The sequence below is a fragment of the Halomonas sp. A3H3 genome (assembly GCF_000982975.1).
Classification (GTDB): domain Bacteria; phylum Pseudomonadota; class Gammaproteobacteria; order Pseudomonadales; family Halomonadaceae; genus Vreelandella; species Vreelandella titanicae.
In genome coordinates this window covers 4,061,453-4,083,218 of the sequence record NZ_HG423343.1, presented here as the reverse complement: position 1 = coordinate 4,083,218, position 21,766 = coordinate 4,061,453, and the positions used below count along the sequence as shown (strand labels likewise).

Here is a 21,766-nt window from a genome sequence, read left to right as displayed (position 1 = left end):
AGCAAATATTAAGAATACTAAACGGCGAGCTGGGCATATGACTCCATTCACACCATGGTTTTACCGTAGCAGGAATGCGTATCGGCACTGGGCACCTGTTTTTAAAATTATTTCGATTCTCTGGGTTGTGCTAGCGCTGTTCATGATGGTGCCTTTCGTCGTACTGCTAATTGAGAGAGACCCTGATGCACCCGCCTTCGGTGTTTCCATTCTGATTGTACTTGGCGCCGCAGCGCTTACTTGGTTACTCACCTATCGCACAGCTTTAGAGTTGAAGCCATGGCAGATGTTTATTCTTACCGCCGCCAGTTGGGTCACCATTAGCGGTTTTGCCAGCCTGCCGCTGGTGCTGGGCGCCCCACAGTTAACCTTCACCAATGCGGTGTTTGAATCGGTATCAGCGATAACTACGACGGGATCCACGATTCTGGTCGGTATTGAGCACTTTTCCGATGGATTGAAGCTATGGCGAGGGCTCATGCAATGGATGGGCGGCATCGGCATTATCGTCATGGGTATTGCGATTTTGCCGTTTCTTAAAGTAGGTGGTATGCGGTTGTTTCACACCGAGTCGTCCGACTGGTCGGATAAAGTGATGCCACGCACTGGCGGTATTGCCAAAGCGACGCTAACGATCTATGTCAGCCTAACCCTGGTCGCGATTGGTAGTTATTGGTTCGGCGGGATGACGCTCTTAGACGCCACCGTACATGGTATGACGTCGCTTTCTACCGGCGGCTTTGCCAATTCCGACGCTTCCTTCGGCGCCTATAGCGAACAGCCATGGCTGCTGTGGATGGCCAGTTTTTTCATGCTGAGCGGTGCGCTTCCCTTTGTACTGTATATCCGTTTTATACGCGGGTCGCGCAGTGCCCTATGGAACGATCAGCAGGTACTTGGGCTGTTAAAGCTCTTGATGGCCGCGATTTTGCTACTCAGTGTCTGGCGCATCACCCAGGGCGACAACTGGTTTGAATCGCTCACCCACGTTACCTTTAACATTATTTCAGTGGTAACCACCACCGGCTATGCATCGGATGATTACACCCAGTGGGGGGCGCTGCCGGTGGTCGCTTTTTTCTACCTGACCTTTGTGGGCGGCTGCAGCGGCTCTACTAGCGGCGGAATGAAAATCTTCCGGTTTCAGATTGCTTCTTTAATGCTGCTTAACCAGTTGCGTTACCTCATCCATGCCAATGGTGTGTTTACCACTCGCTATAACCATCAGCCGGTCACCAGTGATATCTCGCGCAGCGTAGTGGCCTTCTCGTTCTTCTTTTTTATCACCATAGCGGCACTGGCGTTGAGCCTCTCTGCCCTGGGGTTGGATTTAGTCACCGCTCTTTCCGGTGCCGCCACCGCAGTCACCAATGTGGGCCCTGGGCTAGGCGATATCATCGGCCCCGCAGGTAATTTTGCCCCCCTCCCCGACGCAGCGAAATGGCTGCTATGTATTGGCATGCTGATGGGGCGATTAGAAATACTCACCGTTGTGGTGTTGCTGACTCCAATGTTCTGGCGACGCTAGCCGGATATCTTGAAGGACGTTCGTGAAGGACAATCGTGTCATGACGTTTAGAAAACCGATGTTCAAACCCTTTGGGCAGATTGCGAACCAGTTGCGCTTGCCAATGCCGTCAGAAATCCTGATTGCGCTGGCGAGCACGCTAATTGCTCTGCTAATCGCCTGGGGACTATATACCTGGCTAGCCTTGGCTAATCTTTCGCTGATTTTTCTTACCGCGGTTCTCGCCAGTGCGGTGTTAGCAGGAAGCTACGCAGCTCTGCTATGTGCCGTACTGGGGTTTCTGACGTTTAATTTTTGCTTCACCGTTCCGCACTTTTCGTTAGCGGTTGAAGAGCAAGAGCAACTGCTAACACTGCTGTTCTTTCTATTAGTCGCACTGGTAGTCGGCAAGCTCGCCGGAGACAGCCGCCAACGCCTGCTGGAGCTTAGTGCCGCTCGCTTGGCTGAAGAGCAGGAGAGGTTGCGTTCAGCGCTGCTATCGTCGGTTTCCCACGACCTGCGCACTCCGCTAGCGTCGATTATTGGCGCGGCCAGCTCGCTTCGCACTCTTGATGCACAGCTCAGTCAACAGGATCGCTTTGCGTTACTAGATGGCGTATTAAGCGAAAGTGAACGCCTTAACCGCTATATACAGAATTTGTTGGACATGACCCGACTAGGGCATGGCGATATGAAAATCGAGCGCGATTGGGTGGCGTTTGATGATTTAGTCGCTTCAGCGCGGAAGCGACTGGGCAGTGCCCTTGAAGGTTTCCAAGTCGAGCAGCACTGGTCAAAAGAGCTACCACTACTTTACGTTCACCCCGCCCTGATTGAGCAAGCGCTGGTCAACGTGCTTGAAAATGCGGCACGCTTCTCACCACCTAATGGCCATATCACTATCGAAGCCCAATGTCGTGATGATAAAAGGGCTGGAGACCCGTCCATCTTATTGTTTTCGGTTACCGACCAAGGCCCTGGCATACCCGAAGCACTACGCGAGCGCGTGTTCGATATGTTTGTCACCGGTAACGACGGCGATCGCAGCCTGCACGGTAGCGGCCTGGGGCTGGCGATTTGTCGGGGAATGCTTGGCGCCCACGCGGGTCAAATCCACGCAAGCCCTGGGCCTGACAATGTTGGCACCAGGATTACCATGACGCTGCCCCTATCGGCACCCAGCAAGGACGCCGAGAATGAGCACTGATCAAGCGCGCGTATTAGTCATTGATGACGAGCCGCACATTCGTCACTTTTTGCGTATCAGCCTCACTTCTCAAGGGTTTCAGGTGATTGAGGCCTCCAGTGGTCGCGAGGGGTTGGAAAAACTCAATGCTGATGCCCTCACCGCTAATGCAGACATCGTTTTACTGGATCTTGGTCTGCCAGACATGGATGGACAGCAAGTGCTCGATTCTATCCGCAAGCATAGCGAGGTGCCCGTGATCATTGTTTCGGTGCGCGGCCATGAGGCTGAAAAAGTGCGCGCCCTGGATAACGGGGCGAGCGACTACGTTACCAAACCCTTCGGCATTCAAGAGCTGTTGGCACGTATTCGAGCCCTATTAAGGCGGCGCGCCAGCCCAAGCGCTCAGCGTTTCCAGCATGGCGGTTTGATAGTTGACCTGGCCGCTCACCAAGTAAGCTTGCACGGCGAGGCCGTTCATCTAACACCTAAAGAGTTCGCCGTGCTGGCCCAGCTTATTGCTTCAGCTGGGCGAGTGGTCACGCAGACCCAGCTATTACGACAGGTATGGGGCCCAACTCACCAGGAAGATACGCATTACTTGCGCATAGTGGTGAGCAAGTTGCGTCAAAAGCTAGGTGATGACCCCCAGTCCCCCTCCCTTCTGCAAACTGAACCCGGCATTGGTTACCGACTCTCTTTTGAGCCTGACCGTGAGGACAAGACCGTATGAAAATTATTATTCTCGGCGCCGGCCAGGTCGGCGGCACACTGGCAGAACACCTCGCCCGCGAGGAAAACGACATCACCGTCGTTGACACTGACGCCAAAAAACTGCGCGAGCTGCACACCAAAATCGATATCCGCACCGTCACCGGGGCAGGTTCCTACCCGATTGTGTTGCGCCAGGCAGGCTGTGAAGACGCCGATATGTTGATCGCTGTCACCAACAGCGATGAGATCAATATGATCGCCTGCCAGGTCGCCCATACGCTGTTTCGCACCCCGACCAAAATTGCCCGGGTGCGCGCCACCGCGTATTTGACCCGTAAAGGCCTTTTTGCCCACGAAGCGATCCCCATTGATGTACTGATCAGCCCCGAGCAGGTGGTCACCGACCACGTACGCCGCCTGATCGAGCACCCCGGTGCCCTGCAGGTGCTGGAGTTTGCCGGTGGCCTGGTACAGCTGGTGGCGGTGAAAGCGTTCTACGGTGGCCCGCTAGTGGGCCAGGATTTGGCCTTTTTGCGCCGCCATATGCCCAACGTGGATACCCGCGTAGCCGCCATTTACCGTCGTAACCGACCAATCATTCCCCGTGGCGATACGGTCATCGAGGCTGACGACGAGGTGTTCTTCCTCGCCGCCCGCCGGGATATTCGCGCAGTGATGAGCGAGCTACGCCGGGTCGAGCGGGACTTCCGCCGGGTAGTGATCGCCGGGGGTGGTAATATCGGCGAGCGGCTGGCGGAGCATTTGGAGCATAGTCACCAAGTCAAGATCATCGAGCACAGCCTGGAGCGCTGCACCACCCTCTCCGAGCGGCTGGATCGCACCGTGGTGCTCCACGGCAGCGCCACCAGCAAGCGCTTACTGGAAGAGGAGAATATCGAAGAGTGCGATATCTTCTGCGCGCTGACCAACGACGACGAGGTCAATATCATGTCGTCGCTACTCGCCAAGCGTTTGGGGGCGAAGAAGGTGCTGACGCTGATCAACAACGCCGCCTATGTGGACTTGGTGCAGGGGGGCGAGATCGATATCGCTATTTCTCCCCAGCAGGCAACCATTGGCAGCCTGCTGACCCACGTGCGCCGGGGCGATATCGTCAACGTCCACTCGCTGCGCCGGGGCGCCGCCGAGGCCATTGAAGCCATCGCCCACGGCGACAAGCAGTCATCAAAAGTGGTAGGCCGTACCATCCGCGATATCGCACTGCCCGACGGCACCACCATCGGTGCGATTGTGCGCGGCAAGGAAGTCATCATCGCCCACGGCGATGTGATGGTTGAGAGCGGTGACCACGTGATTCTATTCGTGATCGACAAGCGCCGCATTCGCGACGTGGAGCGCCTGTTCCAGGTCGGCTTGACGTTCTTTTAACTGGCGCTTTTGAGTGGCTAAATCTCGACCGCGCGGCCAATAAACTCAATCGGCCCGGTGGGCAGGCCGGTTGGTGAGCCGGTTTCGTCTTCCAGCGTTAGCTCAAATAGCTGGTTATCCTCAAGAGGCGGCAGTTCATCCAAGCGCAAACGGATCGGCTGCCCTGGCTCCACTAAACCCAGCGATACCGGGGCCTGCCACTCATCTGCTTTGGTCCAAAACTCAAGCGCTTTACCTTCAGGTACTTCGAAAGTACCCAATGGGATCAGCTCGATTTCCTGGCGTGATGAGGCCTGCACTACCCAACCCGCTGACTGCGTTTGCGGAGCAAGCAGAACCACCATGTACTCGGGGGTCGTCGGTTCAATTACTTCATTGGCCAGCATCACGCCCAATACTAACGCCGCCGCTAAGCCAAACCCGGCAGCGCCGCGCCAAAGCGGCAGGCTGTGCAGCATGCGGCGAGGTCTTGGCGGCACGACAGAGGCAGGTCGAGCACGCTTAGCAAGCGCTTCCCGTGACGCTAAGCTGCGCTCAATACGCGGCCATAAATTGTCAGAAGGCGTTACCGGGTCGGTGATAGCGGTATAGGGCAAGAAACGCTCTTCCCAAGCCATCACGGCTTGTTGCAATTCAGGCTCGTTAGGTAGCCGGGCCTCTAGCGCCTTACGCTGCTCTAACGAAAGCGTACCCAGCACGTATTCACCCGCTAAAGTATGGTCGTCTTGGTGTTCGTGCTGACTGGGGCGGCTCATGCCATACACTCCCGTAGGCGCAGCAAACTGCGTTTGATCCAGGCTTTTACGGTTCCCAGCGGCGCGCCGGTATGCGCCGCAATTTCCGCATGACTAAGGCCGTCAACATAGGCATGGAGTACGCAGTTACGCCGCTCCGGCTCAAGCGCTTCCAAACAGCTATCCATCCGCTGGCCGGTTTGCCAATCGAAAGCTTCATCGGCAACGGAGGCGTGCTGAAAATGTTCATCGAGATCTAATTCGGTGGGATCGTGATTATCAAAAGTGACTTCACGGTCGCGATAACGGATAGCGTTCAGTGCCAGGTGACGCGCCACGCTAAATATCCACGTCCGCGCGGATCCTTTGGCGGGATCAAAACTATCGGCATGCTGCCAAATATTAAGACAGGCATCGTGGACAATATCCTCGGCCATACCACGATCCTTGACGATTCTTATGACGACGCCTAATAGTCGGGCACCTTCATGAACATAGAGTTGGTGCAAGGCGTCATGCTCGCCACGGGCACAGTTGGCTAATGCCGCAGCATGATCAAATTCTGAAGACACGTCAGTCAAACCCTAGCTCCCTGGTGACGGCACCGACGCCAGTCGTCGTTCTCGCAGACAGCATAGCCGCTGGGGACTCGACAGACGAGCCCCCAGCGGAATTAACATTCCAGCCGACTTATTCAGCAGCCCAGAAGATATAGTCCGCCTGGTAGGTCACTACCGCGGTGGCTCCGTCGTGATCCATATCGCAGGTGACGTCCGGGGCAACGCCACCCTGGGTGTTCAGGCGCTGAATATAACTAACACCGCCCATAGCGCCTTCACCTTCAGCCGGATTGGCTTCCACCAGTTGAAGCGGGATGTTGCCATCACCATTGGCAGCCGTGGCTAGCTGAGTGCCGGTAATTTTTGAGCCATCCAACGCTTCCCAGGTGGCTGGCGGGCCGTAGTAGCTTCCTACTTGTGTGCCTTCGCTGTCGTTAAGCGCCGCGTGGGGGCCTTTGAATACCCAGCCCATGTTGCCGTCGTCTTTGGCTTCGCACATGTAGGTAATAGCGCCAACGCCAACGGTTTCGAGGGCGACAGCATTACCGTCCGGCACCTGAACTTCCGCGGGCGTCATGTCTGCCAGCGCGACGTGACTGAAGGATGCAATCAAGGTAGCGGCAAGTGCTGCACGCGTAAGAGGTTGGATGGTCATTTTCAGTCTCCTAAAAGGTTTTTTATCAGCCGCCTTAAATAGCGCCTGTATAGGGATTACCCGCGAGGAGACGTATTGGATGCACTTTTATTGAAAAAAATAAGATGGGCGATTATTGGCTTACCCCATCTACCACCACCTGCCGCGGGCAGGCACTCCCCTGTAGATCAAAAAGATGGCAATGCTGGCCCGCTAAACCCAAGTCGATCGTTTGGCCTTCGGTTAGTTGCGTTAAGCCATCCAAACGCTGGGTTAAGGTAGCGTCTATACCGTCTACCTGCAGATGCGCCAGGGTTTCGTAACCCAGCTTTTCCGCCACCATTAATCTCGCTGTCAGCCGAGCCTCCGCCTGCTCGGGCGATACAAAATCTTCTGCCCGCAATCCCAAAGTGGCGCCATCACCGGAATGGAGGTGCTTGCCATTGACCGCCACCGTCAGTGTCTCCCCGTTAGGCAAACGCACCACCGTTTGGCGCTCACCTGAGTCGACTACCGTGACCGGGAAGGTATTGATGCGCGGCGAGCCGATAAACTCCGCTACCTCTAAGGTTTTGGGAAAGTGATAAAGCGAGAGCGGCGCGCCTACCTGGGCGATTCTTCCCCGGGAAAGCAGCACAATGCGGTCAGCCAGCGTCATCGCCTCCACTTGGTCGTGAGTCACGTAGATCATGGTGGCGTTCAAGCGCTTATGCAGCGCAGCGATCTGCACCCGCATATCCACCCGCAGCGCGGCGTCCAGGTTAGAGAGCGGCTCATCGAACAGAAACACGGCAGGCTCTTTGACCAGCGTGCGGCCAATGGCTACCCGCTGGCGCTGACCGCCGGAGAGGTCTTTAGGCTTACGCTCCAATAGCTCGGTGAGGTGCAACATCTCGGCGGCGTGTTGAACGCGGCGGTGAATTTCCGCTTTGTCGGTGCGGGCCAGCTTCAGGCCGAAGGCCATGTTCTCGGCCACGCTCATGTGCGGGTAGAGGGCGTAGGATTGGAACACCATGCCGATGTCCCGCTCCTGGGGCGGAATCTCGTTGATCCGCTGGCCATCTAGCTGCATATCCCCTTCGCTGATGTCTTCAAGCCCGGCAATCATACGCAGCAGCGTGGACTTTCCGCAGCCGGAGGGGCCAACGAACACCACGAACTCGCCGTCTTCGATGTTGAGATCGATATCCCGCGAGATTTCCACTCCGTCAAAGGATTTACCGATGCCGCTTAGGGTTAAACGTCCCATGGCGCGTCCTCCTGGGATTGCGGGCAACGGGCAATCGCCACGCCATAGGGCGGAAGGGACAGTTGCGGAAGCGACAGTTGGCTGCCCTGCCACTCACCGGTTAGCCACGCGGGGGCACCGGCAATGGCTTCAGCGCCTTCAGGCGCCGAACGGGTGACCGTTCGACCGCTAAAATTCAGAGCAATTAGTAACCGTGTTTGCTGGTAGGTGCGCTCAAGACAGAGCACATCGTCACGCACAGCGTGATAGCGCACATCGCCCTTCACCAACGCAGGCTGAGTACGACGGAAGGCTAAAAAATCGCGGTAGGCATTGAGCAATGAATCAGTGTCGTTATCTTGCTGATCAACAGCGAGATTAGCATGAGTATTAGGCACCGGCAGCCAGGGTGTGGCGCTGCTAAAGCCCGCATGATGGGCATCGGCCTGCCAGGGGTGCGGTGTTCGGCAGCCATCGCGGCCTTTATAAGCGGGCCAGAAGGTAATTCCCGCAGGGTCAACCAACTGTTCAAACGTTAGCTGAGCTTCGGGCAGACCCAGCTCTTCACCTTGATAAAGGCATACGCTACCGCGCTGAGTGAGTAGAAACACCATATAAAGGCGCAGCTTATCCAGCTGCCCTTCTGCCTGCCAGCGAGTTGCCAGCCGCGTCACGTCGTGGTTGCCCAGCGCCCAGCAGGGCCAGCCATCGCCAATGCGTGCTTCCATTTCGGTTAGCGTTTCGTGCAAGTAGCCGGGGTCAGATTTATCGGTGAGCAGGTTGAACGAATAACACATGTGTAGCCGCTTGCCGCCCTGGGAGTACTCCGCCATCACGCCCAAGGCGTCGTCATCGCCTACCTCGCCCACGCTGGTGGTACCGGGGTACTCATCCAACAGAGCGCGCAGCCGCTCCAGAAACACCAGGTTTTCGGGCTGGGTTTTATCGTACTGGTGAAGCTGGTAGCCGTAGGGATTGTCGGGGCGAACGCCTAGAAAACTTTCGGTAATCTCCTGGCGCGGCGGGTTATCTTTTAGCTCGCCGTGGGTGCAGAAGTTCACCGCATCCAGCCGGAAGCCATCCACGCCCCGCTCTAGCCAGAAGCGCACTTCCTCCAGCATGGCATCGACCACCACAGGTGTGCGGAAATTTAAATCCGGCTGACTAGCCAGGAAGTTATGCAGATAGTACTGGCAGCGGCGGGTGTCCCACTGCCAGGCGCTGCCGCCAAACACGGATTGCCAGTTAGTGGGCGGCGCGCCATCGGGCTTAGGGTCAGCCCAAACGTACCAGTCGGCTTTGGGATTATCACGACTTTGGCGACTCTCTTCGAACCAGGCATGCTGATCGGCAGTGTGCGACATGACTTGATCGATGGTGACTTTTAGCCCCCTGGCATGGGCACCCTCGACTAAACGGTCGAAATCCTCCAGGGTGCCAAACATCGGATCAACATCGCGATAGTTGCTGATGTCGTAGCCGAAGTCTTTCATCGGTGAGGTAAAGAACGGCGACAACCAAATCGCATCGACGTTAAGCGAGGCGATGTAATCAAGTTTGTCGATCACGCCTTTTAAGTCGCCAATGCCGTCGCCGTTGCTGTCCATAAAGCTGCGTGGGTAGATTTGATAAATCACGGCGCCGCGCCACCAGTCGGCCCCTTGGCTACCAACGTAGTGGGAAGTAGAGGTTGTCTGCATCATTGTTTTGTCCTTGCCATAGTTCTTGTCACAGTTCTTGACATAGTTCTTGCTGGTTACTCGGCATGATGCAGGGTTGCTCACAAGATAAAATCCTCCCCCCAGGGTGACTCTGGGCGTAGGCGTTAGGAGTAGCCCGTCTGTCGACTTATTCCCCCTGAATATGCGTCAGCAACTGCCCCGCCAGGGCAATCGCTTCGTCGCGCCGTCGAATATTCTGCTTTTGATAGAGGCTGCGGATATGGGTTTTGATGGTGGTAGGCGCCACCGACAGCTGCTCGGCGATCTGCTCATTGGAAAGCCCGGCATGAATCAGCCCCAGGATTTGCCACTCCCGGCGAGTGAGCGGCGAAGTGCGGATCAGCTCGGGGACATCTGGCCGGGCGACAATATCGGCGATCACCGTTTCATCCAGCATTAAGCGTCGGGCGCTGCCAAAATCCTTCTGGCGCCCCGCCAGCGCCAGCAACCGCTCTGCCCTCGCGTGCTCTAAGGCATCCAAGGTGCCGCTGTCGAGCAACCGATTGAGCAACTCCCCAAGGGGTTTGCCCAGTCGCAGAAAGCTGCCCACCAGGGCGGTGCGGGAAGCCAAGCTCAGCGCTTGATGCATATGCTGGCAGGCATGCTCTTCTCTTCCTGCATACCACGCCGCTGCCGCGAGACAGATCTGGTTGCGGTTGGCATCCGTGACCAGCCCCAAGCGCTGAGTGTGCACTTCAAGGGCCTCTAATAGCATGCAGGCTTCATCAAAGCGCCCCAGCAGCGTGAGCGCCCGAGCGTGGTTGCGCACATTGCACTGGGAAAAGTGGTTGGTGGCCCCTTCAGTAATGGGGGACGGCGCTTCCTGGCGCCAGCGCTCTACCGCATCAAGATCCTGGGTGGAGTGCCACCAGGCCAACAGGGTAGCGTGAGCATTCGCCACCCAGTCAATATGGTAATCCCCTTCTGCGAGAATTTTGCGCAGCCGCCGAATATGGTCAGCGCACTGGGCTTGGTCGCCACGGCTTTGGGCGATTTTGGCCAGTTGGATATGACACTGAAGTGTCCAGCGCTCCCCCTGGTTATCCAGCACGGCGATGCCTTTCAGCGCGGCCTGCTCGGCTTCGTCCAGCCGGTGCCACTCCCAGAGTACCTGACTGCGAATGCGGTAGAGAAACTCCGCCACGGGCAGATGCTCGAGCTCGGCCCGCTCCAAGTGCGCAAAGGCGCGCTCCTGAATATCGTAGGCGGCCTGTAGTCGTCCTTGGGCCACCAGCGTCTCCGACTGATGGCAAAACGACCAGAGCAGCAGTTGATGATCATCACGCTGGCGGGCCTGGCGCTCTACCTCGCGCACCCGCTGCAGCGACTCTTCCAAATAGCCCAGCACAAAGCGCGCCTCACTCAAGATGGCGGTGGCAGTCAGCGGCGTGGAGGCTAAATAGCGGGCGGGTACGGCTAGCGCTTGCTCGGCCAGCGGTGCGGCGCGCTCGGCATCGCCTTGATTAATCGCCAACTGGGCGCGCAGCGTAGCGAATTCAGCGCTGAGCAGCTGCCACTCTGGCGCTTGCAACTGTGCTTCAATCCAGCCAATCACGCGTGCGGTAATATCAAACTGAAACTGAGCATGGGAGACCCAGCCATAAAGCAGCGTATGTTCCGGACGGGTAGAGAGCCGCGGCTCACCGAGCAGGGCGAAGCCCTTGGCCAACAGCGCATAGGCGCCGCTTGCCAGCAAGGCAGGCCCTTGGGAGGTCAGTAGGCTTGCCACGTCATCAGGGGCCTCGGCGAGTATCGCCTGGCGCAGAGCCATCACCGGATCGTTCAAGGCTAACCACGCCTGGCTTGCGCGCTGGTGCAGCACGCGCTGGGTGGCCAAACTAAGCTCATGACGGCGATGACGGAGGTACTCGCCAAACAGTCGTTGAAAGCGGTACCACTGAGCATGCGGGTCTGGGCGTTCAATAAATAGCCCCGCTTGTTCAAAGGCCTCCAGGCGCTGGGTCAAGCGCTCCCCTTCCAGTAGTCGGGCCATAAGCTCGGGGGAAAAGCGCTCCAGTACCCCCAGTTGCAGCATTAGCTCTCGCTCTTCCAATGGCAGTGCAGCGGAGAGCAGTTCGTCAAACCAAGCGGCAAAGTCTGGGTGGGCACCACTTAACCGGTCAACCAGGGCGTCAAACCCTGCCCGCGTGGTGGTGCGCTCTACCAGCCAGCTCAACGCCATTACCCAGCCACCGCTTCTGCGCAGTGCACGCTCCAGGCTGACTCGCGTGGGGGGAAAGCTCAACTGTTCGGCACACAGGGTTTGCGCCTCCTCGCTGTCAAAGGCCAACGCGTGAAGGTCGATCTCTTCGAGTTCACCTCTTAGCCGCAGGCTTGCCAAACCCAATGCTGGCCTTGAGCGGCTGGCCAGCGTTAACGTTAGCCAAGGCGGCTGATGACGCAGCCAGTGGGCGATCCCAGCTAAGATATCCGGGTGGCTAAGGTGCTCAAAATTATCCACTACCAAACGACACGACGAGCGCTGCTCAGGCAATTCGCCAAGCCAGCGCTCTAACTGCTCCACGCAGTCTCCATCGTCTGCCACGGGTGAAAGCCGTGTGTGCTCGATTAACAGTCCATCGAGCGCTGCCTGCCAGTAGGCTAAAAACCGCGCGGGTTGGTTGTCGCGCTGATCCAAGCCTAGCCAAGTGGCCTCTTGCTCCAGCGCGGTCAGCCGCTCAGCCAGCAGCGTGGTTTTGCCATAGCCTGGAGGCGCCTGCACCATCAGTAAGCGGACACGTTCATCTAACCCGAAACGGTCATTAAGGCGCGGCCGGGCCACTACACCAAGCGGTAGTGGCGGCGCTTTTAATTTCTCTTGCAGTAGTGACATAAACGCTCCTGAGCAACCCTGCTATCCCTCCATAAATACTATTCACAAATTCTTTTAAAGCTATAAAAAAGCCCGCGACATGTCGCGGGCAAAGAGCATTGGAGAAGAAACAGTTAAACGCTAACCAACTTACATCGATTTAGAACCATACCTCGGTCTGAACGCCGAAAGTCCACTGACCACCGGTAAAGCCTTCGTTGCCCAGTGAGCTGGCGCCGTAGTTGTTAAGGTCATCATCCCAATCACTGAAGGTAGTGAACAGACGAATCTCAGGACGCTGCCAGAAGCCGCCGACTTCAGGCTTGAAGGTGGGGGCAATCGTGAATTTACTGAAACCACCATCAACGGCGTTACGACCGCTGTAACCCTGAGGATCCAGATCCATCCACTGATAGCCAGCTTCGTACTGCATTTCGAAGTTCTGGGTTAACTCGTTGGCCAGACGCACGTTGAGTCCTGCCCAGTTGTACTTATCGCCCTGGGCATAACGATCTTCGCTGGTTTCAGCCAAAATGGAGGGAGCAACGCGCCACTGCGGAGCAATATAAGTGGTGCCATAGAGCGCTAGACGTGTAGCGGTAGCGTCGTCGGTGAGATCACCCCGTGAACCAAGACTTTTGGTCTCGGCGCCTAACCCCTGGCCATGCAACACGGCCGCTTTGAAACTACCCTCACCCATACCGAAGAAGCTGTCGCCATGATAAGCAATCATGGTGTGGAAACCGGTATCGGCAGCGGTTTGGCCGACATCAATGTCGCGCTCGTCGTTGTCTGCAGCGGACATACCGTTGATCATCCACTGCCAGTTGCCGAAGTAGTTGTTGGAGGTCAGGATCAGGTTGTCGGTGTCGCCTTCAAGGCCGGGGTTCTCGCGGTCAATGATCGGATAATCAGAAAAGCTACGACCATAAATCGAGAGGTTAGACTTCCAGTTGTCTGCCAACTGCATGTCGTAGATACCGCCACCGGTACCGGCCAGGAAAATCACATCACTGTCGAGCCAGTGGATATCGAAGTTATCGCGGTCAAAGCGCTTACCGGCCCAGATAGAGGCGTTTTCAAATGCGCCGGTAAAGCTGGGAAGGTCGCTGAATTCAGCAAACACTTGGCGCACGTTGAGATCGGACTCGCCGCCAGTCCAGTCATTGCTGGAGGTCGTGCCGTCTGCAATCATGGTGCGATAAAGCGCTTTGGCGCCGTTATCGAACTGCATACGGTAGTTGAAAATCGCTTCAGCGTAGGTGTCCGGCTCATTACCTAAACGGCCAACGGCGCCGCCCTCTCCACCCGCGGGTGTCAGGTAAGGGCCAGCATTTTCGCTTTTACCATCTTCGCCAATCAACAAGCCTGAACGCGCATAAACGTTAAACGAGAACCCCTCTTCGCCATCGGCGTAACGCTCTACCCGGGCCAGACGCTCTTCGATCTCCGCGTCGCTCTCTGTCGCCACGGCAGTCGACTGTGATTGCTCGGCAATCTCGGCACGGCGCTCGGCGGCATCAGCGCGCTGTTCCGCGGCTTCAATGCGGGCTTCAAGCTCGGCAAAGCGTTGTTCCATGGTCATTTGTGCCGAAGCAACACCGCTCATTCCCAAGCTGGCGGTGGCAATCGCAATGGCTAACGGCGTTTTAAATGTCATTTTATGCATTGTTTTGAGTACCCTATTGTTATTGGCAAGCGGTTGTTTATTAGCGCCTGTTTTTAAGCGTCTGCCTGTAAGCGCTTTTGCCTAAATCGATTAAGATCGAATCGATAACACTTCCCTTGCACGGTTCACCCAGGGGGTAGTGGCTTTGCTGCTAAACGCCACGGCGCTTAAGGAAAGGTAGCCAAAACTTAATCGATTAAGTCTCTTTTTACCAACGGCTAGTTGCTAATTAGCGACTAATGTCTAAGGAACGATTTTATTTAGTGAAAACTGAATAATGTCGTTAGACAAAAGTCGCTATTGAACTTCCTCGATCAAAGCGGCTAACTGAGCATCACAATCTTAATCGATTAAGATAAAGATTAAGAGAGCCATTGAACAAACGTTGAGTTTGTGAATTAACGCTAATTTAGAAGCCACACCATCCACAACAATAAACGTCGAGGTACGCCGTTATGAAAAAGACTTTAATCACTACCGCCATCGCAGTAGCCAGCACGCTTAGTGCAACAAGCCAAGCTCAGGCTGAAGAACTCACCATTTCCTGTGGCGCAGTCGGCGCAGAGCTGACGCTGTGCCAGGAAGGCGTACGCGCCTGGGAAGAGAAAACCGGCCATAGCGTCGATGTGGTTTCAACGCCCAACTCCTCCACCGAGCGCCTTTCGCTCTACCAGCAGATCCTTTCGGCTAACTCCAGCGATATCGATGTGATGCAGATTGACGTGGTGTGGCCTGGCCTACTCGCCAATCACCTACTCGACCTCAAAGAAGTGCTTGGCGATGACGCCGCTGCCGGGCACTTTGACACCATTGTCACCAACAACACCATCGATGACCGTTTAGTCGCCATGCCGTGGTTCACCGATGCGGGCGTGCTCTACTACCGCGAAGACTTGCTGGAAAAGTATGGTCATGACGTGCCAAAAACCTGGCAAGAACTCACCGAAATTGCCCGCGAGATCAAAGACGCCGAGCGCGCTGAGGGCCAAGACGGTATGCAGGGCTATGTCTTCCAGGGGCGCTCCTATGAAGGTTTGACCGTTAACGCCCTTGAGTGGGTAGCCAGCTTTGGCGGCGGCACAGTGGTGGAAGCCGATGGCGAAATTAGCATTAACAACGAACACGCCGCAGAAGCACTCGACCTAGCCGCATCGTGGATTGGTGATATTTCGCCTAACGGTGTGCTCAATTACACCGAAGAGGAAGCGCGCGGCGTCTTCCAAAGCGGCGGTGCCGTGTTTATGCGCAATTGGCCCTACGCCTGGGCACTGGCCCAAAGCGAAGACAGTGACGTTCGCGGCAAAGTAGGTGTTACCCAACTGCCCGCAGGTGGCGAAAACGGCCAAAGTGCCGCTGGCCTGGGCGGCTGGAACCTGGCGGTATCGCGCTACAGCGAACACCCCGAGCTGGCCGCCGACCTGGTCGCCTTCCTGACCGGTGAAGAGGAACAGAAGCGTCGCGCCATACAGGCCTCTTACAACCCCACTATCGACGCCCTCTACCAGGATGACGAAGTGCTTGAAGCCGTGCCCTTCTTTGGCACCCTTTACGACACCTTCGTCAATGCGGTCGCTCGCCCCTCTGCCCCCACCGGTGATGCTTATGGCCGGGTGAGTAACGCCTTCTTCAGCACCTCCCATGACGTGCTTTCCGGCACTAAAGATGGCACTCAAGCGGTCGCTGATCTTGAAGACGAATTGGCTCGCCTGAAGCGTCGCAACTGGTAACCCTGGAGCCTTTCCATGTCGACCTCCATCAAGCATGATGACGCGCCCGCCGGGGCGCGTTCTTTCACTACCAAGCCGCGCCGGGGCACTAAGGTTCGCCGTCAGCGGGTTAAAGCCGCCTGGCTCTTTTTAGCCCCCATGCTGATTGCGTTAACCCTGGTCGCTGGCTGGCCACTGGTGCGCACCTTTTTTCTCAGCTTCACCGATGCATCACTGTCAGATTTAGGCGCTGCCAATCTGATTGGCTTCGAGAACTACCTCGTCTATGACGATGGCCGCTGGTATGGGGTACTGGCCGACTCAGTGTGGTGGCAGTCAGTATGGAACACCGTCTACTTCTCGGTGGTGTCGGTATCACTGGAAGTGGTTTTCGGGGTGATTGTAGCGCTGATTTTAAACGCCGAGTTTAAGGGGCGCGTAATTGTGCGCGCTGCGGTGCTGATTCCCTGGGCAATTCCAACCATTGTTTCCGCGCAAATGTGGGCATGGATGCTCAACGACCAATTCGGCATCATCAATCACCTGCTGATGAACGTGGGCATTATCGATGCCCCCATCGCCTGGACGGCGAACGCCGCCTACTCCATGTGGGCGGTGATTATGGTCGATGTGTGGAAAACCATTCCCTTCGTGGCGCTGCTGGTGCTTGCTGCTCTGCAGATGCTGGCCAAGGATTGCTACGAGGCCGCTGAGGTAGACGGCATTCACCCGCTGCGGGTGTTCTTCAAAGTTACCCTACCGCTGATTACCCCGGCGTTAATGGTCGCAGTGATCTTCCGCCTGCTGGATGCGCTGCGTGTCTTCGATGTTATTTACGTACTCACTTCCAACTCCACCAGCACCATGTCGATGTCGGTCTATGCCCGCCAACAACTGGTCGAGTTTCAGGATGTCGGTTACGGCAGTGCCGCTTCTACCCTGCTGTTCTTGATCATTGCCCTGGCTACCGTGGCTTACCTCTACGTTGGGCGTAAACAAATCCAATTGGGAGGTGACTAATGAATACTCGTCAGTTGGCCAAAATAGCCAAGCGCATCGGTTTTTGGGCGCTCATTGTGCTGATCATGGTGTACGCCGTTTTCCCGTTCTACTACGCGGTAGTCACCTCGTTAAAACCATCAAGCGACCTTTTCCGTGTCGAGCTTTGGCCTTCGAACTGGAACTTCGATAACTACATCAGCATTTTTAGCCAAACCAGCTTTCTGCGCGCTATTTTCAACTCCATTGTGGTGGCGTTTAGCGTGGTGTTTATTGCCCTGCTACTCGGCATTACTGCCTCTTACGCCCTGGGCCGCGTGCGCTTTCGGGGCCGCTCCACGGTGCTGCTGGTGATTCTTGGGGTGTCGATGTTTCCTCAGGTGGCGGTTCTTTCGGGACTGTTTGAGGTGATTCGTGCGCTCAACCTTTACAACAACCCCGCCGGGCTGATTTTAAGCTACACCATCTTCACCCTGCCCTTCACCGTATGGGTATTGACCACCTTTATGAAGCAGTTGCCCATGGAGCTGGAAGAGGCCGCCATCATGGACGGCGCCACGCCCTGGGTAACCATCACGAAAGTATTTCTGCCGCTGATGTGGCCCGCCATGGCGACCACCGGCCTGTTGGCATTTATCGCCGCGTGGAACGAGTTTCTGTTTGCCCTCACCTTCACGCTGACCGACGCCCAGCGCACGGTGCCCGTCGCTATTGCGCTGCTGTCAGGCGGCAGTGCCTACGAACTGCCCTGGGGGCCGATTATGGCCGCTTCTGTGGTGGTCACGGTGCCACTGGTCGTATTAGTGATTATCTTCCAGCGCCGCATTGTGTCAGGCCTTACCGCAGGCGCCGTTAAAGGATAAGGAATTTTTATGTCAACGTTGGACTCTACGATGCAAGACAACACACTCTGGTGGCGCGGCGGGGTTATCTACCAGATCTACCCGCGCAGCTTTATGGATAGCCGCGGTGACGGTATTGGCGACCTTAACGGTATTACCGAAAAACTCGATTACGTTGCCTCCCTCAATGTGGACGGCATTTGGTTATCGCCATTTTTCACCTCGCCGATGCTCGATTTTGGCTACGATATTAGCGATTATTGCGACGTCGACCCCATGTTCGGCACCCTGGAAGACTTTAAAGCGCTGCTGGCAAAAGCCCACTCGCTGGGCCTGAAGGTGATGATCGACCAGGTGATTAGCCACACCTCGGATCAACACGCCTGGTTTCAGGAGAGTCGCCAAAACCGCAACAATCCTAAAGCCGACTGGTTTGTATGGGCCGACCCCAAACCGGATGGCACGCCACCCAACAACTGGCTATCGATTTTCGGCGGCCCGGCGTGGACGTTTGATTCCCGCCGCCAGCAGTACTATATGCATAACTTCCTGACCAGCCAGCCGGACGTTAACTTCCATAACCCGGAAGCACGTCAGGCGCAGTTGGACAATATGCGTTTCTGGCTGGATCTGGGCGTAGACGGTTTCCGCTTGGATACCGTCAATTTCTACTTCCACGACACCGAGCTGCGCGACAATCCGCCGGTTCCCAAAGGCGAAGCTAAAACCCTGGGTGCACCGGATAGCAATCCCTACACTTGGCAGCGCCACGTCTACGACCTGAGCCGCCCCGAAAACCTCGAATTCTTGAAAGATCTGCGGGCGCTGATGAACGAATACCCCGGCACCACGACCGTGGGCGAAATTGGCGACGATAACCCGCTGGAGCGCATGGCCGAGTACACCGCCGGTGGCGACAAGCTACATATGGCCTACACCTTCGACTTGCTCAACACGCCCCACTCTGCGCGCTATATTCATGAAGTGCTGGAGCGCTTTCAGCGTCTGGCGGGCGACGCCTGGCCCTGCTGGGCAACCTCCAATCATGACGTCGTACGCAGTGCCACCCGCTGGGGTGCTGGCGAAGACCCCACCGCCTACCCTAAAGTGGCGCTGGCCATGCTCTGCTCGCTGCGCGGTAGCGTCTGCCTGTACCAAGGCGAAGAGCTCGGCCTGCCAGAAGCCGACGTGCCCTTTGAGCGCATCCAAGACCCCTACGGCAAAGTGCTCTGGCCGGAATTCAAAGGTCGCGACGGTTGCCGCACGCCAATGCCCTGGAACGGTAGCGAACATGGCGGTTTTTCCAGCGTTGAACCCTGGCTCCCCATAGAGGCCAGCCATCGGGATATGGCGGTCAGCCGCCAACAGGATGATGCCAACTCCACCTTGAATGCGCTGCGCAACATGCTGGCCTTCCGGCGTCAGCACCCCGCACTGTTCGATGGTGACTTAACGCTGGTCGATGTAGGCGAAACGCTGCTCGGTTTTAGCCGACAAAAAGGGGATGAAACTCTGCTGTGTGTTTTCAACCTCACCGCCGAAGCGCAGACGGTTAATCTGCCACTAGCGATTGAATGCGATTTGCAGGGCCACGGCTTTACCCCCCAGCGCGACGGTGACAGCCTGACGCTACCGGGGTATCAAGCGGCCTTTATGCGCGTCGTCTCATAAGCTCTAAACAACAACAGGCCGACCCAGAAGACATAAGCATTGAGGTCGGCAAGGAGTCACCTATGGCAAGTGTTACGCTTAGTAAGATCAACAAAGTGTTTGGCAGCGATCACATTATTAACGATGTGGACCTACATATTGGCGACGGCGAATTTGTGGTTTTCGTTGGCCCCTCCGGCTGCGGCAAGTCGACCCTTTTGCGCCTGATCGCCGGTTTGGAATCGATTAGCGATGGCGACCTGAGCATGGATGACACCGTGGTCAATGACTTGCCACCGCGGGAACGCGGTGTGGGCATGGTGTTTCAATCCTATGCGCTCTACCCGCATATGACCGTTTACGACAATATGGCGTTTGGCCTGAAACTGGCCAAGACCGCCAAAGAGACCGTGCACGAACGGGTCATGAGCACGGCAAAGATTTTGCAGCTTGAAGAGCTTCTGCACCGTAAGCCAAAAGCCCTTTCCGGGGGCCAACGCCAGCGGGTGGCTATGGGCCGTGCCATGGCGCGTGAACCGCGTATTCTGCTGTTTGACGAGCCACTCTCCAACCTGGATGCCTCGCTGCGGGTACAAATGCGTAACGAGATCGCACGGCTGCATAACCGCCTTGGTTCCACCATGATTTACGTGACCCACGACCAGGTGGAGGCCATGACCCTGGCCGACAAAATTGTGGTGCTCAATGGCGGACACGTTGAGCAGGTAGGCAGCCCCCACGAGTTGTACCAGCGCCCGGCGACGAAATTCGTTGCCGGGTTTATCGGCTCGCCCACCATGAACTTCATGCCCGCAGAGTTACTCGCTGGTGACGCCAACGGCTGTCGTGTGCGAGCCGTAGGAGTTGGCGAGCTCGCCCTGCCCCAGAATGCCCAGCAGCGGCAAAGCGGCGAAGCATTGACCCTCGGCATTCGCCCAGAGCACCTATGCTTAGCGGCACCCACTGATGACAACTGCTTCGATATCGTCAATGTCGAGTATTTAGGTAACGAAGTTTACGTCTACCTTGAGCCCAAACAGGGCGACACGCTGTTGATCCATCGCAGCGAAGCACCCAGCCAGTGGCAGGAGGGCCAGCAGGTATCACTGGCAGCGGACTGGGAAAAAGTACACCTGTTTGATGAGAGCGGTGCAGCACTGACGTTATCCACTCAACAAGCAGCGGCTTAAGCACAAGAGTCAACCAAGATACCCGCTTTAACGACCCTCTGTGTGTGCCTAACCTTCCCTTCGCTTATCATGGGGAGTGGCAGCACACAGCGGGTCGATTTTATTATGCACATCCTTTGAATAGCTAATCTTCAATTATTAAAAAAGCCTGTATAAGGAAGTACCGTGACTGATCAGCGCCGTATGACACTCAAGGATCTTGCGCAGGAACTCAACGTCTCCACTGCCACGATTTCCAATGCCTTTAACCGGCCGGATCAGCTTTCTCCAGCCCTGCGCGAACGCATACTCAAAGAGGCGAAAAGGCTGGGGTACAGCGGCCCTGACGCCAAAGCGCGCAGCCTGCGCACCGGCCGCTCGCGGATTATTGCGGTGATTCTTGCGGAAAGCCTGACCTACAGTTTGAACGACGCCGTGGCCAGCGAGTTTTTATCAGGGGTTGCCGAAGTTCTTGATGCCCACGGCCACACGCTGCTGTTATTGCCGGGTCGCGGCCATGCCTCACAGCCGCCGGGCTCCGCCAATATCGCCGATGGCTTTATCGTTTATGGATTAATGCCCAACAATAAGCTGCTCGATGAACTGCCCGCCCAACGCACCCTGGTGGCCGTCGATTTTGTTATTGAAGGCTGCCCGACGGTGCATATCGATGATACAGCTGCTAGCTATAAAATCGCCCAGCATGCGCTTAACCAGTTGCCCAAACGCCCGGCGATTATCAACCTGCGCTTAACCAAAGAGGTCTGCAACGGCCGCGTGACGGCCGAGCACACGCTGCTGCCCAACACCAGCACCATTAGCCGTGCCCGCCTAGAGGGCTTTCATAACGCGCTGAGTGAGCAAGGTGTGGATGTGGCGCAAGTGCCGCTCTGGAATATCGAGGAGAATACCTTTGAGGTGTGCTCGCCGGTGATTGCCGAGATTCTCGACCAGCCACTAGAACAACGGCCAGACCTGCTGCTGTGCATGTCTGACCGTATTGCACTCACGGCGCTAACGCTGGCCGAGCAGCGCGGTATACGGGTGCCGGAAGAGTTACGCATTACCGGGTTCGATGGCATTGCTGAAGGACAGTACCGCGCACCGCGTTTAACCACGGTGCGCCAGGATAGCGTGGGCAAAGGGCGAGTCGCAGCGCAGATGATTCTTGGCCGCATCCCCCTCGCCCAGCAGTTGCTGCAAACTGAGCTGCTGCTGGGCGACACCTGCCCTTAGCCCTTAGGAG

The 21,766-nt window shown here is 56.6% G+C and carries 17 protein-coding genes; 10 read left to right on the top strand and 7 right to left on the bottom strand.

Translation table 11 applies throughout. The features are described from left to right. The first annotated feature begins 37 nt into the window (after positions 1–37). Genes HALA3H3_RS18415 through trkA form a run of 4 tightly spaced genes read left to right on the top strand, consistent with a single transcriptional unit; the run spans position 38 to position 4,796 of the window. Complete coding sequence (locus HALA3H3_RS18415) at positions 38–1,528, top strand: TrkH family potassium uptake protein (protein ID WP_022523030.1); 1,491 nt, start codon at positions 38–40, stop codon at positions 1,526–1,528. 40 nt (positions 1,529–1,568) lie between these two features. Next, complete coding sequence (locus tag HALA3H3_RS18410; protein WP_022523029.1) at positions 1,569–2,714, top strand: sensor histidine kinase; 1,146 nt, start codon at positions 1,569–1,571, stop codon at positions 2,712–2,714. Beyond that, positions 2,704–3,426, top strand: coding sequence for a response regulator (locus tag HALA3H3_RS18405; protein ID WP_022523028.1), 723 nt, complete (start codon positions 2,704–2,706; stop codon positions 3,424–3,426). Before HALA3H3_RS18410 ends, HALA3H3_RS18405 begins: the two co-directional genes overlap by 11 nt. Beyond that, the gene (trkA, locus tag HALA3H3_RS18400; protein ID WP_022523027.1) at positions 3,423–4,796 is read left to right on the top strand and encodes a Trk system potassium transporter TrkA; all 1,374 of its coding nucleotides are present in this window, start codon (positions 3,423–3,425) and stop codon (positions 4,794–4,796) included. The genes HALA3H3_RS18405 and trkA overlap by 4 nt, the downstream gene beginning before the upstream one ends. Positions 4,797–4,813: 17 nt before the next feature. Here trkA and HALA3H3_RS18395 read toward each other — a convergent pair whose 3' ends face one another. The 7 genes from HALA3H3_RS18395 to HALA3H3_RS18365 form a co-directional block, all read right to left on the bottom strand. Continuing rightward, on the bottom strand, positions 4,814–5,551 hold the full coding sequence (locus tag HALA3H3_RS18395; protein WP_022523026.1) for an anti-sigma factor: 738 nt from the start codon (positions 5,549–5,551) through the stop codon (positions 4,814–4,816). Beyond that, entirely contained in the window at positions 5,548–6,102 is a 555-nt protein-coding gene (locus HALA3H3_RS18390; protein WP_236557458.1) for a sigma-70 family RNA polymerase sigma factor, read from the bottom strand. The genes HALA3H3_RS18395 and HALA3H3_RS18390 overlap by 4 nt, the downstream gene beginning before the upstream one ends. Positions 6,103–6,220: 118 nt before the next feature. Beyond that, positions 6,221–6,745 carry a DUF3455 domain-containing protein gene (locus tag HALA3H3_RS18385; RefSeq protein ID WP_022523024.1) on the bottom strand — a complete coding sequence of 175 codons (525 nt, stop codon included), beginning with the start codon at positions 6,743–6,745 and terminating at the stop codon, positions 6,221–6,223. A 112-nt stretch (positions 6,746–6,857) separates the two neighbouring features. After that, positions 6,858–7,973, bottom strand: coding sequence for a sn-glycerol-3-phosphate ABC transporter ATP-binding protein UgpC (ugpC, locus tag HALA3H3_RS18380; RefSeq protein WP_053857037.1), 1,116 nt, complete (start codon positions 7,971–7,973; stop codon positions 6,858–6,860). Next, positions 7,961–9,655 (bottom strand): alpha-amylase family glycosyl hydrolase, encoded by a 1,695-nt coding sequence (locus HALA3H3_RS18375; protein ID WP_022523022.1) that lies wholly within the window; start codon positions 9,653–9,655, stop codon positions 7,961–7,963. The genes ugpC and HALA3H3_RS18375 overlap by 13 nt, the downstream gene beginning before the upstream one ends. A gap of 145 nt (positions 9,656–9,800) precedes the next feature. Continuing rightward, positions 9,801–12,506 (bottom strand): HTH-type transcriptional regulator MalT, encoded by a 2,706-nt coding sequence (malT, locus tag HALA3H3_RS18370; protein ID WP_022523021.1) that lies wholly within the window; start codon positions 12,504–12,506, stop codon positions 9,801–9,803. 139 nt (positions 12,507–12,645) lie between these two features. Further along, positions 12,646–14,154: a carbohydrate porin gene (locus HALA3H3_RS18365; RefSeq protein WP_022523020.1), complete on the bottom strand. Its 1,509-nt coding sequence runs from the start codon at positions 14,152–14,154 to the stop codon at positions 12,646–12,648. Between the two features lie 455 nt (positions 14,155–14,609). Between HALA3H3_RS18365 and HALA3H3_RS18360 the strand changes: the two genes are divergently transcribed. From HALA3H3_RS18360 to HALA3H3_RS18335, 6 genes are all read left to right on the top strand, one after another. Beyond that, complete coding sequence (locus HALA3H3_RS18360) at positions 14,610–15,881, top strand: ABC transporter substrate-binding protein (RefSeq protein ID WP_022523019.1); 1,272 nt, start codon at positions 14,610–14,612, stop codon at positions 15,879–15,881. Positions 15,882–15,896: 15 nt separating this feature from the next. Further along, positions 15,897–16,880, top strand: a complete 984-nt coding sequence (locus HALA3H3_RS18355; RefSeq protein ID WP_022523018.1) for a carbohydrate ABC transporter permease — start codon at positions 15,897–15,899, stop codon at positions 16,878–16,880. Continuing rightward, the gene (locus HALA3H3_RS18350) at positions 16,880–17,722 is read left to right on the top strand and encodes a carbohydrate ABC transporter permease (protein WP_022523017.1); all 843 of its coding nucleotides are present in this window, start codon (positions 16,880–16,882) and stop codon (positions 17,720–17,722) included. Before HALA3H3_RS18355 ends, HALA3H3_RS18350 begins: the two co-directional genes overlap by 1 nt. A gap of 30 nt (positions 17,723–17,752) precedes the next feature. Beyond that, complete coding sequence (locus tag HALA3H3_RS18345) at positions 17,753–19,372, top strand: alpha-glucosidase family protein (protein ID WP_053857231.1); 1,620 nt, start codon at positions 17,753–17,755, stop codon at positions 19,370–19,372. 62 nt (positions 19,373–19,434) lie between these two features. Then, a complete protein-coding gene (locus HALA3H3_RS18340; RefSeq protein WP_022523015.1) occupies positions 19,435–20,541 on the top strand; it encodes an ABC transporter ATP-binding protein in 1,107 nt (368 codons plus the stop codon). A 165-nt stretch (positions 20,542–20,706) separates the two neighbouring features. Further along, positions 20,707–21,756 carry a LacI family DNA-binding transcriptional regulator gene (locus HALA3H3_RS18335; protein ID WP_022523014.1) on the top strand — a complete coding sequence of 350 codons (1,050 nt, stop codon included), beginning with the start codon at positions 20,707–20,709 and terminating at the stop codon, positions 21,754–21,756. Positions 21,757–21,766: the final 10 nt, after the last annotated feature.

Coding starts and splice junctions, on each gene's coding strand:
- HALA3H3_RS18415 (WP_022523030.1), top strand. CDS start 38: ATGACTCCATTCACACCATGGTTTTACCGTAGCAGGAATGCGTATCGG.
- HALA3H3_RS18410 (WP_022523029.1), top strand. CDS start 1,569: ATGACGTTTAGAAAACCGATGTTCAAACCCTTTGGGCAGATTGCGAAC.
- HALA3H3_RS18405 (WP_022523028.1), top strand. CDS start 2,704: ATGAGCACTGATCAAGCGCGCGTATTAGTCATTGATGACGAGCCGCAC.
- trkA (WP_022523027.1), top strand. CDS start 3,423: ATGAAAATTATTATTCTCGGCGCCGGCCAGGTCGGCGGCACACTGGCA.
- HALA3H3_RS18395 (WP_022523026.1), bottom strand. CDS start 5,551: ATGAGCCGCCCCAGTCAGCACGAACACCAAGACGACCATACTTTAGCG.
- HALA3H3_RS18385 (WP_022523024.1), bottom strand. CDS start 6,745: ATGACCATCCAACCTCTTACGCGTGCAGCACTTGCCGCTACCTTGATT.
- ugpC (WP_053857037.1), bottom strand. CDS start 7,973: ATGGGACGTTTAACCCTAAGCGGCATCGGTAAATCCTTTGACGGAGTG.
- HALA3H3_RS18375 (WP_022523022.1), bottom strand. CDS start 9,655: ATGATGCAGACAACCTCTACTTCCCACTACGTTGGTAGCCAAGGGGCC.
- malT (WP_022523021.1), bottom strand. CDS start 12,506: ATGTCACTACTGCAAGAGAAATTAAAAGCGCCGCCACTACCGCTTGGT.
- HALA3H3_RS18365 (WP_022523020.1), bottom strand. CDS start 14,154: ATGCATAAAATGACATTTAAAACGCCGTTAGCCATTGCGATTGCCACC.
- HALA3H3_RS18360 (WP_022523019.1), top strand. CDS start 14,610: ATGAAAAAGACTTTAATCACTACCGCCATCGCAGTAGCCAGCACGCTT.
- HALA3H3_RS18355 (WP_022523018.1), top strand. CDS start 15,897: ATGTCGACCTCCATCAAGCATGATGACGCGCCCGCCGGGGCGCGTTCT.
- HALA3H3_RS18350 (WP_022523017.1), top strand. CDS start 16,880: ATGAATACTCGTCAGTTGGCCAAAATAGCCAAGCGCATCGGTTTTTGG.
- HALA3H3_RS18345 (WP_053857231.1), top strand. CDS start 17,753: ATGCAAGACAACACACTCTGGTGGCGCGGCGGGGTTATCTACCAGATC.
- HALA3H3_RS18340 (WP_022523015.1), top strand. CDS start 19,435: ATGGCAAGTGTTACGCTTAGTAAGATCAACAAAGTGTTTGGCAGCGAT.